This is a genomic window from Clostridium sp. AF02-29 (assembly GCF_934835585.1).
GTDB classification, from domain to species: Bacteria; Bacillota; Clostridia; order Lachnospirales; family Lachnospiraceae; genus Otoolea; species Otoolea fessa.
Map to the genome: position 1 here is coordinate 1 of NZ_CAKVZK010000017.1, position 15,967 is coordinate 15,967.

Here is a 15,967-nt window from a genome sequence, read left to right on the forward strand (position 1 = left end):
GATTTATTATATCTTATTAGCCACTACTGTTACAACGTTAGTATAGCACTTCAACATATGACTGTTACCAGAGCAGGATAAAACCTTATATCCATGTGGGCCGGCTTAAGAAAATAATATCAAAAATCAAAAGGAGGCAGAACCATGAAGGAATGGACCAAGGAAAGATGCTCCGAGGAGCCGCAGGAGCTGCAGCTTGTGGCTGACGGCATCTACATCCAGAGAAAGAACATCAAGAAAGTGCAGCACGAAGCAACCGAGGGCATGGAAGCCTACACCGACTGGGAGTGCGATAGCAGGGAAATCACTATATCGGAATACCAGATGTTGGAATCCATTAAGCAGATCAATACCGACAAGGCGATTGATGATTACACCGCACAGCTTATCGAGGAGGGATTGTTATAATGAGAGTATTAATCGACAGTCTGAAAAGACTTTATGCCGCAGGCAGGCTGACAAAGGAACAGATCGCGGTCAGAGTGGAGAAGGGAACTATTGATGAAGCAGAGTACGAGGAAATCACAGGCGAGAAGTACAAGGCAGAAACCAAGGCAAAATAACTTCCAATGTACCCACGCACATGGGAGCAGGTACTGCCATAAGCACATGAAAGAATGTGACCTCGACTGCAAGGAAAGCGGCACCTGTGCCCACTGCACAAATTACCACATACCGATGACGCAGTACCCATGCAAGTGGTGTGAGAAATTAAATCAGAATTAAGGACCGTCTGGACAAGGCGGTCTTTTTAGAGAGGAGGTGCAGCGCATGGATGTGACAGCAATCATCGTGGCAGCGAGTATCCCATCGGCACTGACTGGCTTCTTTTTCTGGCTCATCGAGCAGAGCATACAGAAGCGTGCCGACAAGGAAAAAGCAGAGCGGGAAGAACGGCAGAAGGAAGTAGATGCCAGAGAGCAGATCCGAGAGAAGAATGAACTCTGCATCATCAACTGCGTCAATGCTTCCCTGGCACTCGGAGAAGCGACAGCCAGAGCGGTGCAGAGAATCCCAGACGCACACTGCAATGGGGATATGCACGCAGCACTCGACTACGCTCAGAAGGTCAAACATGAACAGAAGGACTTTCTGAACGAACAGGCACTAAAACAAATTGTATAACAGGAGGACAAAGCAATGAAGAAAATCGACTGGGTAAGAAAACTCACAAGCAGAAAACTGTGGACGGCAGTGGCATCATTCGTCTCAATGATGATCCTCGCCACAGGCGGAACAGACAACACGGCAACGCAGGTAACTGCACTCATCATGGCAGGAGCGTCCGTGGTGGCTTACATCATCGGGGAAGGCTTGACCGACTCCGCCAACATCGGTGCTTCGGATGATGCCGAGGAACAGTAACAGGAAACATACGCAGCAGGGCGGCCAGTAGGCTGCCCTATTTTATTACAGAAAGTGAGGAAACAGATATGACAATCAAAGGTATGGACATTTCATATTGGCAGGGCAATGTAGACTTTGCCAGAGTAGCAGCAGACGGCATCAAGTTCGCAATCCTTCGTGAAGGATACGCACAGACGGTAGACGCAAAGTTCCGCCAGTATGTGGAAGGCTGCAGAAAGAACGGCATCGAAATCAAGGGAGTATATCATTTCAGTTATGCGATCAACGCAGAGCAGGCAGCGCAGGAGGCGGCATTCTGCATCAAGCAGATGGAGCAGGCAGGTCTCGGAAAAGATGTGATTGTATTCTACGATTTTGAGTACGACACTGTAAAGAAAGCCAAGGCAAAGGGAGTAACCCTCGGAAAGAATGAGTGCATCGCATTTACAAAGGCATTCTGCGAGTATGTGGAAAGCCATGGATACAAGGCAGGTGTTTATTCCAACATCGACTACCACAGAAATATGTATTCGGACGAAGTGCTCTCCAAGTATGTGTACTGGCTCGCAGATTACACAGGATCTCCGGACTATGACTGCGCATTCCACCAGTACACCAGTTCCGGAACAGTAAGCGGCATCGATGGCAAGGTAGATATGGATTACTACTACGGAGAGGAAATCAAAGAGAACCAGGGCGAGAAGAAATCCGTCACTGAGGTGGCAAAGGAAGTGCTCGCAGGAGACTGGGGAAACGGAGATGACCGCAAGAATAGACTGGCTGCTGCCGGATATGACTACGCAACGGTGCAGGCAGAAGTGAACCGCCTTGCAGGAGCAACCTCCGCACCGAAAAAGAGCGTGGCAGAAATCGCCAAGGAAGTCATTGCAGGACAGTGGGGAAATGGCGATGACAGAAAGAACCGCATCAAGGCAGCAGGATATGACTACGATACAGTCCAGAAAGAGGTCAATGCACAGCTTGGAGTAAAACCGCAGAAAAGCGTTACTGAGGTAGCCAAGGAAGTGATCGCAGGTAAGTGGGGCAACGGCGAAACCAGAAAGCAGAAGCTGAAGGCAGCCGGATACGACTACGCAGCCGTGCAGAAGAAGGTCAATGAACTTCTGTAATTGGCGATTGACTTATAAAAAGAGTGGAGGTATGATGTGCCGCAGAGGGGGTTCTAAAGGGGGTAAGCACCCGGACGATGTGACCGACATAAATGTCGGGAACACCGCAACGCAGAACCCAGAGCGTGGCGCACCGTGACAGCCAGAATAAGACGAAAAGCAACCCAGTGGAACAAACACCCACTGGGTCTTTTTTATTGCCTAAATGGGGCAGATTTGAAAGCCAAAGAAAAAGCAGGGGCAATGATTACCCCTGCGGAAAGATAAAGATTTTATAGACCTGCTCCGGGGTAAGAGAATATCTCCGGGCAATGAGACGGATATACTTCAGAGCAAACTCGCCACGATCATTCCAGATGGTGGAGAAGTTCGGAACGGACATACCAATGGCCGCAGCCAAGTCCTTGTTTTTATCTCCGTGAGCACGCATGATCGGCTCAAGCAGTTCTTTATTCATGAGACAACACCTCCCTGCAGGAGAACCTGCTGACATTGTCAGAGCAGGAATCCGAAATCACAAGGCGAACCAGAACATCGCCAAACTTGTCAGTAATATCGAGCACACGAACACCAGTCCCTATGCCGACCTTGCCGGAATCAGAGAACCGACATCTATCATCAACCGCCCACTCGTCCACGGTAACACCGAGGTCGGTGCGGCACTTATCAATATAAATCATTTTATCAGATCCTTTCAGATTTTATCGCCGGAGTTTTACCGCCGGAAATTTATCGCCGTTTTTCAAAAAGGAACAATAAGCCATGTCGCCCATCGGTCTCGCCCGACTGGAGAGAGCGTCCAGTGTTACGGTACACCAGATAAGACCTCGTGCTCGGCTACACATCACCTAACCCTTTCTCTGCAACGCAGGAAACAAAATCAACGAGTTGCGATAGGCAATCGGTAAAAACCAATAACTCCTCCTACCTTTAAGGCTTTCACATTAAAAACCAGGCAAACTTGTCAGACATCACTCAGACATGGCATTGTCCTTTGCTCCCCTCACGCTTCCGCCTTCTGGACTTGGGACCAGACATCGGTGGGTTAGAGCCGGAGCAGATGCACTGCCCCGGACGGACCGGCTACATTCTGGAAAGCAGGAGAAGCAGACCAGAAACCACGATAAGCAACTCCGCTATCCGAAAAGCCAGAACCGAAACTGAAACACATAACCGTTTCATTGACAAGACCTCCAATCGTGTGGTATATTTTGAGAAGCAAGGGAGAGAGGTGGACCCCTCCCCCAAGCCATCATCATAAGATGATGAATCGGATAACCGCTACGAGCGTTCCGATTTCCAATGCAAGCTGAGTAAGGGCTCGAACAACTTTACTCAGCTTATTTATTTTAGAAACCAAATCATCCAAATTCATCGGATGCACCTCCTTTCCTTTAGGTTGTCTGTATATTACCTTGGGTTGCGGAGGTATTCAAGTCTTTTATAACCCATAAATTCAACAAAAATATAACCATAAAAGCACCACTTCTTTGTTGGTATCTTATCCTTATTTATAAGTGTTTTGTTATTGAAATTTATAACTTTAACACCGATAATAGTAGAAAGAGACAAGGAGGTGCTGCCATGCGCAGATTTAAACAGTTATCCAGAGCCGACAGGCTGAAATTAGAAGCACTGCTGAAAGCAGGACACGGCAAACAGGAAATCGCTGACCAGATAGGAGTCCATGTCAGCACCATATACCGTGAGATAAAGAGAGGAACATACACACATACCAATTCAGATCTGACAGAGGAAGAACGGTACTCCCCAGACATCGCAGAGGATAAGTATCAACAGAACCTGCGAGATAAGGGTCCAGACCTTAAGATAGGCAAAGACCACAGACTGGCAGAGTACATAGAAACAAAGATAGCAGAGGACGGATACTCGCCCGGAGCAGTCCTCGGAGAAATTAAAGCCAAGGGGTTGGAGTTTGAAACAGAGATTAGCAAGCCGACCCTTTACAGTTACATCGACAAGGGGATATTCCTCACAATCACAAATAAGGAACTCCCAGTAAAAGGCAGACGGAAAAAGAAGAATAAGAAAGTCCGCAGGCAGGCGAGAGCCAACGCAGGTACAAGCATAGAGAAGCGGCCAGAGGACATCGACACCAGAGAGGAATTCGGACACTGGGAGATGGACACAGTGGTAGGCAAGAGAGGGGAAAGTAAACACAGCCTTCTGGTACTGACAGAGAGAAAGACCAGGAACGAACTCATATACCTTTTATATGAGCACACGACTGAGCAGGTCTGCAAGCGACTGGATCAGTTAGAAGCGGAATGGGGAGAGCGATTCGGGCAGGTGTTCAAGACCATAACCGTGGACAATGGCTCGGAGTTCGCTGACTGGGAGGGAATGCAGCAGTCGGCAGCAGATGAGTCCGAAAAGAGAGTGACCGTGTTCTACTGCCACCCATACTGCTCCTTTGAGCGTGGCAGCAACGAAAACCAGAACCGACTGGTGCGCAGGAAGATACCAAAGGGAGAGAACTTCGATGACCGGACAGAGGACGATATCCAGAGGGTAGAGGACTGGATCAACGACTACCCAAGGGAGATGTTCGGATGGAAAACCTCCGGCGAACTGTTCCAGAAAGAACTGGCGAGACTGGCATAAAAAGAGTAGAATAAGCAGAGAGCAAAACGAAAAGAGGGGCAGTCTGTGCAAATTTGCCAACAAAACGCAAACATAGTTGTGCAAAATGATGAAATGATGTTTCGCAAGTAAAGTTTTGCATTTATTGCTTGACTTTTCACAAGTTGCTTGAGAAGGTCACGTTACTTGACATTTCTTCCCATTTATGCTATTCTACCAGATAGCACAAATGCAATGAACGGAAGTAGTAAGCTGCGAAATTTCTACAGAGAGCTGCCGGATGGTGTGAGGCAGCGGAAGGAAGCCGCCGAACTGGTCCGGGAGCAGCCTGTTGAAAGAAGTGTTTTTGAATACCCGAGTAGACAGAGCCGGTCATCCGCCGTTACAGGACGATGAGGAGCACACGGATTCCGTGTGAAATAGAGTGGTACCGCGCAGTTGGAATTTTCGCCCTGCGTCTCTATACAGGTAATGTAGAGACGCAGGGCGTTTTTGACGTTACCGGATTGAAAGAATGTCCGCAAGGGTTGGATGTTATGCAACTGCCAACGGATCAGTCGATTGCAATAATGAATCATCATTTTAGAGACTGGAGCCGGATTTTGACAGGAAATAGCAAAAAATCAGCGTGGGTTAAGCAGAAAACAGGAGGAACAAAGATGTCACAGTACAATCATACCGCCATTGAGAAAAAATGGCGCGAGAACTGGGAAAAACATCCCATCAATGTAAACGATGGAAAGAAAGAAAAATATTACTGCCTGGATATGTTCCCATATCCGTCCGGAAGTGGTCTGCACGTTGGTCACTGGAGAGGCTACGTTATTTCAGATGTATGGAGCCGTTATCAGCTGCTGCGCGGCAAATACGTGATCCATCCGATGGGCTGGGACGCATTTGGTCTGCCGGCAGAGAACTACGCGATCAAGATGGGCGTACATCCGGCTATCTCGACCGAGTCCAATATTAAAAATATTAAACGTCAGATCAACGAGATCGCAGCCATCTATGACTGGGATATGGAAGTAAATACCACAGATCCGGCATTCTACAAATGGACCCAGTGGATCTTCGTCCAGATGTTCAAAAAAGGTCTGGCATACGAGAAAGAATTCCCGATCAACTGGTGCCCGTCCTGTAAGACAGGTCTGGCAAACGAGGAAGTTGTCAACGGCTGCTGTGAGCGCTGCGGTACCCCGGTTACCAAGAAAAACCTGCGTCAGTGGATGCTCAAGATTACCGCGTACGCAGACCGCCTCTTAAATGATCTGGACAAACTGGACTGGCCGGAGAAGGTTAAAAAGATGCAGACTGACTGGATCGGCAAATCTTACGGTGCAGAGGTTGATTTCGGCGTAGAGGGACGCGATGAGAAGATCACCGTTTACACCACCCGCCCGGACACCCTGTACGGTGCAACTTTCATGGTACTGGCTCCGGAGCACGCGATGGCAAAGAGCCTGGCAACCGATGAGACCCGCGAGGCAGTAGAGAAATACATTTTCGATTCCTCCATGCGTTCCAACGTAGACCGTCTGCAGGATAAGGAAAAGACAGGCGTATTTACTGGAACTTATGCAATCAACCCGATCAACGGTGCGAAGGTTCCGATCTGGCTGTCTGATTATGTATTAGCTGACTACGGTACCGGCGCTATCATGTGCGTACCGGCACACGATGACCGTGACTTCGAGTTTGCAAAGAAATTTAATATCCCGATCATCCAGGTTATCGCAAAAGATGGCAAAGAGATCGAGAACATGACCGAGGCGTATACCGAGGCGTCCGGCACGATGATCAACTCTGGCGAGTGGAATGGTATGGAATCTTCCGTACTGAAAAAAGAAGCGCCGGAAATGATTGAGAAGAGAGGTATCGGTCACAAGAGAGTCAATTACAAGCTGCGTGACTGGGTATTCTCCCGTCAGCGTTACTGGGGCGAGCCGATCCCGATCGTACACTGCCCGAAGTGCGGCAACGTACCGGTTCCGGAGGATCAGCTTCCGTTAAAACTTCCGGAGGTAGAAAGCTATCAGCCGACTGGTACCGGCGAATCCCCGCTGGCAGCCATCGACGAGTGGGTCAACACCACCTGCCCGTGCTGCGGCGCTCCGGCAAAACGTGAGACAAACACCATGCCGCAGTGGGCTGGATCTTCCTGGTACTTCCTGCGCTATGTAGATAACAAGAACGATAAAGAGCTGGTATCCCGTGAGAAAGCAGACAAATATCTGCCGGTTGATATGTACATCGGCGGTGTTGAACATGCAGTACTGCATCTGCTGTATTCCCGTTTCTACACCAAGTTCCTGTGCGATATCGGTGTTATTGACTTCGACGAGCCGTTCAAGAAGCTGTTCAACCAGGGTATGATCACTGGTAAGAATGGTATCAAGATGAGTAAGTCGAAAGGAAATGTCGTATCCCCGGATGATCTGGTACGCGACTACGGCTGCGATTCCCTGCGTCTCTATGAGCTTTTCGTAGGACCGCCGGAACTGGATGCAGAGTGGGATGACCGCGGTATCGAGGGCGTATCCCGTTTCCTGAACCGTTTCTACAACCTGGTTATGACCAGCAAGGACAAAGACATCAAAGAGACCAAGGAAATGGTTAAACTGCGCCACAAACTGGTATTCGACATTGAGCAGCGTTTCGAGCAGTTCAGCCTGAATACCGTTATCTCCGGTTTCATGGAGTACAACAACAAGCTCATCGATCTGGCGAAGAAAGAGGGCGGCATCGACAAAGAAACCCTCAAGACCTTCACCATCCTGCTGGCACCGTTCGCACCGCATCTGGGTGAAGAACTGTGGCAGGAGCTCGGCGGCACCGACAGCGTATTCCATGCTTCCTGGCCGGAGTGCGACGCAGAGAAGATGAAGGATGACGAGAAAGAAGTAGCCGTTCAGATCAACGGCAGAGTCCGTGCGACCATCACCGTACCGGCAGACATCTCCAAAGAAGATGCTATCGCCGCTGGTAAAGAGGCTATCAAGGACAAGCTGACTGGAAATATCGTAAAAGAAATTTACGTTCCGGGACGGATTGTGAATATTGTTATGAAATAAATTGTGAAAAATCCGGGCGGAATCAAGCGGGATTATTGAGATTGATCCGTTGGACTAAAAAAAACAGCATCCTGTGTATTTCGAGAAGAAAATACACAGGGTGCTGTTTTTTTGCTTCTTGTTTCATAGAAAATTGCGTCCTATGAAACAAAAAACGCATTAGGAAGCGTTTGAATGCGGGAATCGCAATATTATAGATTACTCTGCTAAATTCGAAAAGAAAAAAATTCGCAGAATACTTTGTTCTGCGAAATCTTTGAGATTAAATAGTATTAAAAATATTATTCTATGCTGCAGCTTTTATAAAACAATTTTATTTGTTTTCTAGCGGTAGCATCGGAATAGCCGCTCTTTTCTTCACCGCTTCTGGGCTCCTTACATTATGTGCTGTCCGAAATAACAGCAGAAAAGTTTTGTACCAAGAAGATTTCCCTTGGCTCATCTTCTTGATATTTGCGATAATTATTAATGGAGTCTATTTTATTCGGACATTGAATAGAAGTTTTCCTTTACATACGCTGTATTGGATATATTCAGCATTTTTGATCTGGACATTTCGAACTTTATATTCGGAGTCGTTCATGAGCGGACTTTGCTGGATGTGCCGCATCAACTTGATTTTCCAGGTGTTGCTACTTGTTTCTGGTCGTGGCAGATATTTTTATGAAACCTGGGGCGGATCATGTTTTATGGGAACTTTTAACGACCCGAATCAGTTCGCAGTTTTCATTTTTATCATGATGCTGGTGCTTTTTATGGAGTACCGGCGGAAAGCAGTTTATACAGCGAAAACGCGCATCGGTTTCTGGGGAATGTTTCTGCTTGGTGTATTTCTGATTGGAAAGGCAAAATCAACAGGAATGTTTATCGGTCTGCTGGTGTTCGTTGGCGTACTGACCGGGCAGTTTTTCTGGGATAAATGTTGTCATTCGAAGCAAAAGAAAGTTTGGTGGTTTGGCGGTGCCGCATTTTTGGTGCTGCTGGCAGTCGATGTGTATTTGATTTTGCCGGGAGCGGATTTTGATGTTTCCCAGACGGATTATACACTTCTTTCGCGGATTCAACAGAAGATATGGAAGCTGGCGAATGGAAATATCTATGATTTACTTTATGATCGAAGCGCAGAACGACTGGTGTTAGAACCGCAGTATCTGTTATACGGAGCCGGAGAGGGATTTTTTGAGCGGTTTATTCCATATGATGGATTTGAGGCACTTTTGAGTCCGGGTGTTTTTGATGTGTTTCATGTCAACGAGATTCATTCCAGTTTTTTTGATGTCTGGTTTTCGTATGGATTGATTCCAACTACCTTTTTGGTGTACTGGATTGGAAGAAATGTGATTCGCTGCGACCGGGCACAGCGGGCGGCAGTGCTGGCATTGCTGGCGGAAAGTTTTACGTTGATGAACTGCAGACAGCCATTTTTCTGGTTTATTATTGTGATGGCGGGGATGTCCGGGAAGAAGAAAAATACGGAATATGAGTAAAAATGGATCAGGGGTGCTTTTCGAGAGAGGAGTACTCCTGATCTGCTAAATGAATATTTGCAAATTTTAATGTATGATTGAGGATTTCTCTTGCATCCTTTTTGGGAATATGATACATTTATCCTATCAAGCATATATTTTTCTTTATCAACTATTCAAATGTATCTAATGTTCTAAATTAATCTAAGAAAATCTTATGCTTATCCAAGTTGACAACAATTAAAGAGCAGGAGATTTTCGATGGATGATGAAGAACTGAAATTCTCCTGTCAGAAGGGAGAATGAATGAGAAATAGGAATTCTGTAAAAGTAAGGCGGGATCACAAGGATACGTTGTTTCGGATGATTTTCAGTACAAGGGAGAATCTGTTGAGTCTGTATAATGCGGTAAATCATTCACATTATACGGATGCAAAAGAGTTGGAGATCGTGACGCTGGAAAATGCGGTTTATATGAATATGAAAAATGACCAGGCATTTTTACTGGATATGCAGTTGAATTTGTATGAACACCAGTCAACCTGGAATCCGAATATGCCGCTGCGTTTTCTGATTTATGTGACGAAAGAATACCAGATGCTCATTCGGAATCAAACGCTGTATGCGTCAACGCTGGTGGAATTGCCGACCCCACACTTTGTTGTATTTTACAATGGAGAAGAGGAGCGGGAAGCGGAAAGTGTTCTGAAACTGTCACATTCATTCTGCCAGAAGGCAGATGAACCAGAACTGGAATTGATAGTGAAGGTATTGAATATTAATCTGGATAAAAAACAGAGGATTCTGGAAACTTGCTGCCTGTTGAAAGAGTATATGCTTCTGGTTGACAAGATTCGTAAATATGCGGCAGAGTATAAGGACATAAACCGGGCGGCAGAGCAGGCTGTGACGGAATGTATTGAGGAAAATATACTGGCTGATTTCCTGAGAAAGAATCGAACGGAGGCGATAGAGGTGTGTATTTTCGAATATGATGAGAAACGGGAAAAGGAATTGATTCGGAAGGCAGAGTATGCGGAAGGTAAGAAGGAAGGATTAAAGGAAGGTCAGAAGCAGGGTGAAGAACGGGTGTTTGGAATTTATAGATTATATCGAGATAAATATACAGAAAACCAGATTGCAGAACAGATGAAGATAGATGTGGATGAAGTTAGGAATATTTTGGAAAAGTTTAAGGAATAGGTGCGGCGGTTGGTTATACATACGCAGATCTGCTTATATCCATATCGTGTTTACATACCGGGCACTGGTAGCAGCGGTGTGCGAGTGGAGTGGAATGTGCATGGCAAAAATGGAATTTGTGTTTTATGGATAACAGTGTGCTAAAATTTTAGGAGCAGATAGAACGCGAAAAAGAGCTTTAAACGAAATAAGGATGGAAGAAATCACCCCCCAAAAGTGAATTCTTCCATCCCTTTTCTTTACTCTTTTACAATCCGAAACTCCCTCCATTTTCCACTCCGGTAGCGCATCACAACTACGAAGCAGGCGATCAGCCATGCGGGCGGCATGCTCACATAGTAGCAGCGGAAGCCAACCGGGGTGAGCGCCAGCAGGAAGGAGAGCGCGAGGCGGATGCCCAGGTTGATGAAGCCGGAAGCTGCCGGGATCTTGACATCGCCTGCACCCTGCAGAAAACCGCAGGTGATGTTGGTGATCGTGCTGGTCCAGATGAAGAACATCAGGATGTCGAGATGTTCCTTTGCGCGCCGCAGGGACTCTCCGGTGATGTTGAAGATCTGGAGAAGCGGCCGGTCAAAAAGCAGAACTACGATACTGATGGAGATACTGATCAGGACGCCCATCAGGATGGTGGTGCGGTAGCCGCGGCGGGCACGGTCCAGTTTTTCAGCGCCGATATTCTGTCCGGCGAAGCTGGAAATGGCGACGTTAAAGCTCTGGGACGGGATGTGCGCGAGCTGTTCGACCTTCAGCATGGCAGCGTAGCCCTCGATGCTGGGAGCGCCGAAGGAGTTGATGAGACGCTGCAGGATGAGGAAACCGATCGAATTGACGCCCGTCTGCAGCATGATCGGAATACTCAGGCGCATCAGCAGCGCTCCCTGTCCCTTCCAGGCGTAGAGATAATGCCGTTTCGGCAGCAGATCCGGGAAAATGTGACGCAGATACAGGAAACTGGCGATGGCGGAACCTGCCTGTGCGATCACGGTCGCGGCAGCCGCGCCGGAGACACCCATATGAAAGACGGAGATAAACAAACAGTCCAGCACGATGTTCAGGGCGGCGGAGATCATCAGGAAAATGAGTGCGCCGCGCGAATCCCCGTGTGCCCGCAGGATGCCGTAGGTGACATTGTAGAGCAGCTGGAAAATAATTCCGCCGCTGTAGATCAGAAAGTATGCCATACTGTCGAAACGCATTTCTTCCGGTGCCTGCAAAAAGCCGAAAATAACTGGACGGGCTGCCAGAAAGCAGGCGGCAGTTAAAAATATACTTGCGATCACGGCGATCAGATAGGAGACGGAGATGGATTCCTGTATATCCGTCTCTTTTTTGGCACCGAAATACTGGGCGACTGCGATGTTGACGCCGGCACCGATGGAGGTGCAGATGGCGGTCAGAAGCCAGGTCATGGAGCTGGTCAGTCCGACGGCTCCAAGGGCGGTCGCGCTGATGAGGTTTCCGACGATCACGCTGTCAGCGAGGTTGTACAAAACCTGCAGCAGGTTTGCCCCCATGATGGGCAGGGAAAAGAGCAGGATGGAGGACCATTCCCGCCCTTCGGTCATATCTTTTTTCATATGTATAAAACTCCTTTGATACAGCTAAAATCATGAGTTTAGTGTAGCATAGGGAATGGAAAAAGTAAAGAGAACGGAAAGTAGGATATGACCATCATGCAAGACACTTTTTGGACTGAAAGTGCTGTAAGATAATCTGATGGCAGCAGAAATTTGTCGTGGGTTCAATGGGGCGCAATGGTAAGATGTAGGCTGTGACTGTAGAATGTAGGCAGGCGGGAATATTTATTTCGTAAGAAAATTGGAAGATTTAGAATACAGGAAGCGCTTGTCAAGTGGAAAGAGGAGGATCTATAATAGAATAGGTTTAACAAATATTAAGAAAAAGAGATGAGGAAATCTTGAATCACAACATGGAAATGACGGAGAAAACGACGGGAAGCGGGGCAGCACGGTGGAGCTTTTATCTGATGGGGCTTCTGATTCTGGCGATGGGGCTTACGCTCAATACGAAAGCTGGACTCGGAGTGTCGCCGATTATTTCACTTTCGTATGCGGCATCCGTGATCTGGAACCGGAATTTTGGTGATATGACCTTTGTCCTGTATGGTATCTTTGTCTTGATTCAGGCGGCGATTCATCTGCGGGAGAAAGGAAAAGCCGGACGCAGCCTGCTTATGAAAGATGCGCTGCAGTTTCCATTGAGTATTGTATTTACAAGATTTCTGAATGTATTTTCAGTGTGCATACCGTCGTTAGAAGAATGCGGATCGGAGGCGTCTGGACTTTTAGGACGCCTGGGAGTGCTGATGCTTGCCCTGATTTTTACAGGCATCGGCGCGGCGATGTCCCTGTCAATGCGGCTGGTGCCAAATCCGGGCGATGGTCTGGTGCAGGTGCTTGCAGACACCTTTGGAATCGGCACGGGTCTGATGAAGAACTGTGTGGATGCGTTTTGCATTGTTCTGTCACTGATTATGGGACTTTTGTTTGCGGGAAAACCGGTGGGAATCGGCATTGGAACGGTCTGTGCTGTCATGCTGGTGGGGCGCGTGATTGCGCTGTTTCATCATATTTTTGGAAAGGCGATGCTGCAGGCGGCTGGACTGGAAAGTGGCAGGAACTGACAGAGAGTGTGGAAAAAGGGTGTGCGAAAGATAAAAGCAGCCGATTTTTGAGTAAAATTCAGATACATAAAATAATAGGAGATAAATAAGATGAAATTGAGAATGAAGCGGAAAGCAATGGTAATATTGGCAGCAGGCATGTTGATGAGTGCGGCAGCTCCGGCGGCTGCGATGGCAGCGGAGAAAGCGACAGGGCCGGCGCTTACGGCAAGCTACAACGGGGATGTAAATACACTGGAGGCGGCGAAGGATGCAACGCAGCTGATTGTGGTGATTGGAAACCGCCAGGATCCGGCGAAGAGCCGTCTGGACTGGTATAAACGCGATGCAGATGGAAAACTGGTGCAGGTGATGTCGAAAGAAGCGGTCAGCGGCATGAACGGTATCACGATGCAGAAGCAGGAGGGCGATAAGAAGACGCCGGCGGGTGTGTACCGCTTTACGATGGCATTTGGCCTGAAGGCAAATCCGGGAACGATTCTGCCGTATCACCAGATCGTGGACGGCGATTATTATGTGGATGACGGAAACAGCCAGTATTATAACAAGCTGGCAAATACGAAGCAGGTACAGAAGGACTGGAATTCGGCGGAGGATCTGATGGCGCAGGCGCCGCAGTATAATTATGGCCTGGTGCTGGATTATAATCCGGAGTGTACACCGGGAAAGGGATCGGCGATCTTTCTGCATTGCCCGAAGAGCTGGAATAATACGGGAACTTCCGGGTGTATCAGTATTCCGGAGGAAGATATGAAACAGGTTGTGTGCCAGGTGGATGCCGGGACGAAGATTGTGGTGGTGCAGGATGAAGCGGATCTTGCAAACTATTAGAATAAAATAGGATCCGATCTCATTTGGAGATTTTTATTTGGAAGCAGATAGGAATCTCCAGATGAGATTTTTTTGTATCTGTTTTGCAAGAACACCGGGTTCTGTCTGCCGGATAGCGGCGGTTTCGAGAAGTGTGTGGGTGAGTGCATCTTCTACGTTTTTTGTGTTTTCACGTGCATCGGCTAATTGGCTGTTTTTAGGCGCTTCCGGCGCTTCGTATGCCCATTTGACGGCTCCCATCCCATCTGTCTCGATGAGAATGCGGTTCTGCGGGACGCGGTCAGCGAGAGTGCGGACGGGTGGGTTCCAGAGGACGTCTGGTCCGATGGAGAAATAGCAGCCGAGCGCGAGATATTGATCCAGATATTCTTCGCAGGAATACCAGTGGACGAGGTAGGTGTTTGGGTATTCTGGGAGAATGGAAGCGATCCGGTCTTCTTCGCCTTTGGTGTGGAGAATGACCGGCTTTTTCATTTGGCAGGCGATGGCGAGCTGGGCGCGGAAGACTTCTTCCTGGCGGTCAAGCGGGACATCACACCAGACACTGTCCATGCCGATTTCCCCGATAACCGGGCAGGCGGTGAGGTAGGGCAGCATATCATTTACGAAATATGATGCCGCCTGCCACGGATGCAGCCCGGCGGTGGGGAGAAGGTAAGGTTTGGCAGTTTTTAAAAGTGCTTCGGCTTCGGGCGGTGTGGAAGCGCAGACGAGGCTTAAAATCTGTTTTTTCTGACGTTCGCTCCGTTCGGAGTCACTTCCCAGATGTGTATGGGCATCGATGAGTGGATAATGGGATGGCATGATGAAAATAACCTCCAAAGTTGTCTTATATAAAATGCTTTATTAAAATCCTTTAATTTTCTGAGAAATGGTCTTCCGCAGCTCGCCCTGCTCATACAGCCAGTTCCGATCCCGTTTCTTTTCATCAATCCGGATCTCACTGACGATCCCAGCCGGTGCCGGATTCAGGATAAGAATGCGGTCAGATAGATAAATCGCTTCGTCCATATCGTGTGTAACGAGAAGAACGGTGCGGTTTAACCGCGCGCGCATCGCCAGAAGCCAGTCCTGCATTTCGCTGCGAGTGATGACATCGAGGGCGCCAAACGGCTCGTCGAGAAGCAGGATATCCGCCTGACAGAGAGCGGTGCGTAAAAATGCCGCACGCTGCCGCATTCCACCGGAGAGAGCGGAAGGATAGCTGTTTTCATAGCCAGTCAGTCCGAACGCAGGAAAGTTTTTCAGCGCCTCTTCACGGGCACGTGCCAGCGAACCGTGGATTTCCCCATAGAGGCAGACGTTGTCCAGAATCGTTTTCCACGGGAAGAGAAGGTCATTCTGCGGCATATAGGCGAAATGACCGGTTATGCCGTGGATTTCGTTTCCATCGGCGCGGATACTTCCGTCAGATGGCGTCAGGACGCCGGTTAAAAGTTTTAAAATGGTGGATTTGCCACAGCCGGACGGTCCGAGCAGGCTGACAAATTCGCCCTCTGCCACGGAAAAACTTAAATCGTGCAGGATTTCCTGTGTCCCATAGGAAAAGGAAAGGTTTTGAAGTTCTAGTTTCATAGAAATACCTCATAGTTCAAATAATCCAATAAAACGGTACGCCCGGAACCATGCCTGTCCGTGTTTGGGGCAGAATGGGCGGGCGCACGTGAA

General features: G+C 48.2%; 16 protein-coding genes and 1 other annotated feature. Of the genes, 11 read left to right on the forward strand and 5 right to left on the reverse strand.

Features of this window, described 5'->3' with window-relative positions; translation table 11 throughout:
- Positions 1-144: 144 nt before the first annotated feature.
- From PUQ60_RS05870 to PUQ60_RS05890, 5 genes are all read left to right on the forward strand, one after another.
- Entirely contained in the window at positions 145-408 is a 264-nt protein-coding gene (locus PUQ60_RS05870) for a hypothetical protein (RefSeq protein ID WP_273380869.1), read from the forward strand.
- The gene (locus tag PUQ60_RS05875; RefSeq protein ID WP_008396638.1) at positions 408-563 is read left to right on the forward strand and encodes an XkdX family protein; all 156 of its coding nucleotides are present in this window, start codon (positions 408-410) and stop codon (positions 561-563) included. Before PUQ60_RS05870 ends, PUQ60_RS05875 begins: the two co-directional genes overlap by 1 nt.
- A gap of 208 nt (positions 564-771) precedes the next feature.
- On the forward strand, positions 772-1,125 hold the full coding sequence (locus PUQ60_RS05880) for a hypothetical protein (RefSeq protein ID WP_008396637.1): 354 nt from the start codon (positions 772-774) through the stop codon (positions 1,123-1,125).
- Between the two features lie 15 nt (positions 1,126-1,140).
- Positions 1,141-1,365: a hypothetical protein gene (locus PUQ60_RS05885; RefSeq protein WP_008396635.1), complete on the forward strand. Its 225-nt coding sequence runs from the start codon at positions 1,141-1,143 to the stop codon at positions 1,363-1,365.
- Between the two features lie 68 nt (positions 1,366-1,433).
- Positions 1,434-2,477: a GH25 family lysozyme gene (locus tag PUQ60_RS05890; protein ID WP_008396633.1), complete on the forward strand. Its 1,044-nt coding sequence runs from the start codon at positions 1,434-1,436 to the stop codon at positions 2,475-2,477.
- A gap of 247 nt (positions 2,478-2,724) precedes the next feature.
- Here PUQ60_RS05890 and PUQ60_RS05895 read toward each other — a convergent pair whose 3' ends face one another.
- Together PUQ60_RS05895 and PUQ60_RS05900 are read right to left on the reverse strand one after the other, a co-directional pair.
- Complete coding sequence (locus PUQ60_RS05895; protein ID WP_273380878.1) at positions 2,725-2,934, reverse strand: hypothetical protein; 210 nt, start codon at positions 2,932-2,934, stop codon at positions 2,725-2,727.
- Positions 2,927-3,157 carry a hypothetical protein gene (locus PUQ60_RS05900; RefSeq protein WP_147327035.1) on the reverse strand — a complete coding sequence of 77 codons (231 nt, stop codon included), beginning with the start codon at positions 3,155-3,157 and terminating at the stop codon, positions 2,927-2,929. Before PUQ60_RS05900 ends, PUQ60_RS05895 begins: the two co-directional genes overlap by 8 nt.
- Before the next feature lie 904 nt (positions 3,158-4,061).
- Here PUQ60_RS05900 and PUQ60_RS05905 point away from each other — a divergent pair.
- The 4 genes from PUQ60_RS05905 to PUQ60_RS05920 all read left to right on the forward strand — a co-directional run bounded on the left by PUQ60_RS05905 (position 4,062) and on the right by PUQ60_RS05920 (position 10,821).
- On the forward strand, positions 4,062-5,102 hold the full coding sequence (locus tag PUQ60_RS05905) for an IS30 family transposase (RefSeq protein ID WP_008396627.1): 1,041 nt from the start codon (positions 4,062-4,064) through the stop codon (positions 5,100-5,102).
- A 204-nt stretch (positions 5,103-5,306) separates the two neighbouring features.
- Positions 5,307-5,545 (forward strand) — a binding site (T-box leader).
- A 195-nt stretch (positions 5,546-5,740) separates the two neighbouring features.
- Complete coding sequence (leuS, locus tag PUQ60_RS05910; RefSeq protein WP_022360162.1) at positions 5,741-8,152, forward strand: leucine--tRNA ligase; 2,412 nt, start codon at positions 5,741-5,743, stop codon at positions 8,150-8,152.
- Positions 8,153-8,841: 689 nt separating this feature from the next.
- Positions 8,842-9,639, forward strand: a complete 798-nt coding sequence (locus tag PUQ60_RS05915; protein WP_273380882.1) for a hypothetical protein — start codon at positions 8,842-8,844, stop codon at positions 9,637-9,639.
- Positions 9,640-10,008: 369 nt separating this feature from the next.
- Positions 10,009-10,821 carry a transposase gene (locus PUQ60_RS05920; RefSeq protein WP_273380884.1) on the forward strand — a complete coding sequence of 271 codons (813 nt, stop codon included), beginning with the start codon at positions 10,009-10,011 and terminating at the stop codon, positions 10,819-10,821.
- A gap of 239 nt (positions 10,822-11,060) precedes the next feature.
- On the opposite strand, the gene PUQ60_RS05925 is transcribed toward PUQ60_RS05920, so the two are convergent.
- The gene (locus tag PUQ60_RS05925) at positions 11,061-12,401 is read right to left on the reverse strand and encodes an MATE family efflux transporter (RefSeq protein ID WP_273400827.1); all 1,341 of its coding nucleotides are present in this window, start codon (positions 12,399-12,401) and stop codon (positions 11,061-11,063) included.
- 341 nt (positions 12,402-12,742) lie between these two features.
- Between PUQ60_RS05925 and PUQ60_RS05930 the strand changes: the two genes are divergently transcribed.
- Positions 12,743-13,468, forward strand: a complete 726-nt coding sequence (locus PUQ60_RS05930; protein WP_273417080.1) for a DUF6198 family protein — start codon at positions 12,743-12,745, stop codon at positions 13,466-13,468.
- 90 nt (positions 13,469-13,558) lie between these two features.
- Positions 13,559-14,299 (forward strand): L,D-transpeptidase family protein, encoded by a 741-nt coding sequence (locus tag PUQ60_RS05935; protein WP_273380699.1) that lies wholly within the window; start codon positions 13,559-13,561, stop codon positions 14,297-14,299.
- A gap of 33 nt (positions 14,300-14,332) precedes the next feature.
- Here PUQ60_RS05935 and PUQ60_RS05940 read toward each other — a convergent pair whose 3' ends face one another.
- Both PUQ60_RS05940 and PUQ60_RS05945 read right to left on the reverse strand, forming a co-directional pair.
- A complete protein-coding gene (locus tag PUQ60_RS05940; protein ID WP_273380697.1) occupies positions 14,333-15,103 on the reverse strand; it encodes a TatD family hydrolase in 771 nt (256 codons plus the stop codon).
- 42 nt (positions 15,104-15,145) lie between these two features.
- A complete protein-coding gene (locus PUQ60_RS05945; RefSeq protein ID WP_273380696.1) occupies positions 15,146-15,874 on the reverse strand; it encodes an ABC transporter ATP-binding protein in 729 nt (242 codons plus the stop codon).
- Positions 15,875-15,967: the final 93 nt, after the last annotated feature.

What these genes read in the sequence shown, in the direction of transcription:
- leuS (WP_022360162.1), top strand. Translation starts at nt 5,741, where the DNA reads ATGTCACAGTACAATCATACCGCCATTGAGAAAAAATGGCGCGAGAAC.
- PUQ60_RS05940 (WP_273380697.1), bottom strand. Translation starts at nt 15,103, where the DNA reads ATGCCATCCCATTATCCACTCATCGATGCCCATACACATCTGGGAAGT.
- PUQ60_RS05895 (WP_273380878.1), bottom strand. Translation starts at nt 2,934, where the DNA reads ATGAATAAAGAACTGCTTGAGCCGATCATGCGTGCTCACGGAGATAAA.
- PUQ60_RS05885 (WP_008396635.1), top strand. Translation starts at nt 1,141, where the DNA reads ATGAAGAAAATCGACTGGGTAAGAAAACTCACAAGCAGAAAACTGTGG.
- PUQ60_RS05945 (WP_273380696.1), bottom strand. Translation starts at nt 15,874, where the DNA reads ATGAAACTAGAACTTCAAAACCTTTCCTTTTCCTATGGGACACAGGAA.
- PUQ60_RS05935 (WP_273380699.1), top strand. Translation starts at nt 13,559, where the DNA reads ATGAAATTGAGAATGAAGCGGAAAGCAATGGTAATATTGGCAGCAGGC.
- PUQ60_RS05915 (WP_273380882.1), top strand. Translation starts at nt 8,842, where the DNA reads ATGGGAACTTTTAACGACCCGAATCAGTTCGCAGTTTTCATTTTTATC.
- PUQ60_RS05900 (WP_147327035.1), bottom strand. Translation starts at nt 3,157, where the DNA reads ATGATTTATATTGATAAGTGCCGCACCGACCTCGGTGTTACCGTGGAC.
- PUQ60_RS05905 (WP_008396627.1), top strand. Translation starts at nt 4,062, where the DNA reads ATGCGCAGATTTAAACAGTTATCCAGAGCCGACAGGCTGAAATTAGAA.
- PUQ60_RS05925 (WP_273400827.1), bottom strand. Translation starts at nt 12,401, where the DNA reads ATGAAAAAAGATATGACCGAAGGGCGGGAATGGTCCTCCATCCTGCTC.
- PUQ60_RS05870 (WP_273380869.1), top strand. Translation starts at nt 145, where the DNA reads ATGAAGGAATGGACCAAGGAAAGATGCTCCGAGGAGCCGCAGGAGCTG.
- PUQ60_RS05875 (WP_008396638.1), top strand. Translation starts at nt 408, where the DNA reads ATGAGAGTATTAATCGACAGTCTGAAAAGACTTTATGCCGCAGGCAGG.
- PUQ60_RS05880 (WP_008396637.1), top strand. Translation starts at nt 772, where the DNA reads ATGGATGTGACAGCAATCATCGTGGCAGCGAGTATCCCATCGGCACTG.
- PUQ60_RS05890 (WP_008396633.1), top strand. Translation starts at nt 1,434, where the DNA reads ATGACAATCAAAGGTATGGACATTTCATATTGGCAGGGCAATGTAGAC.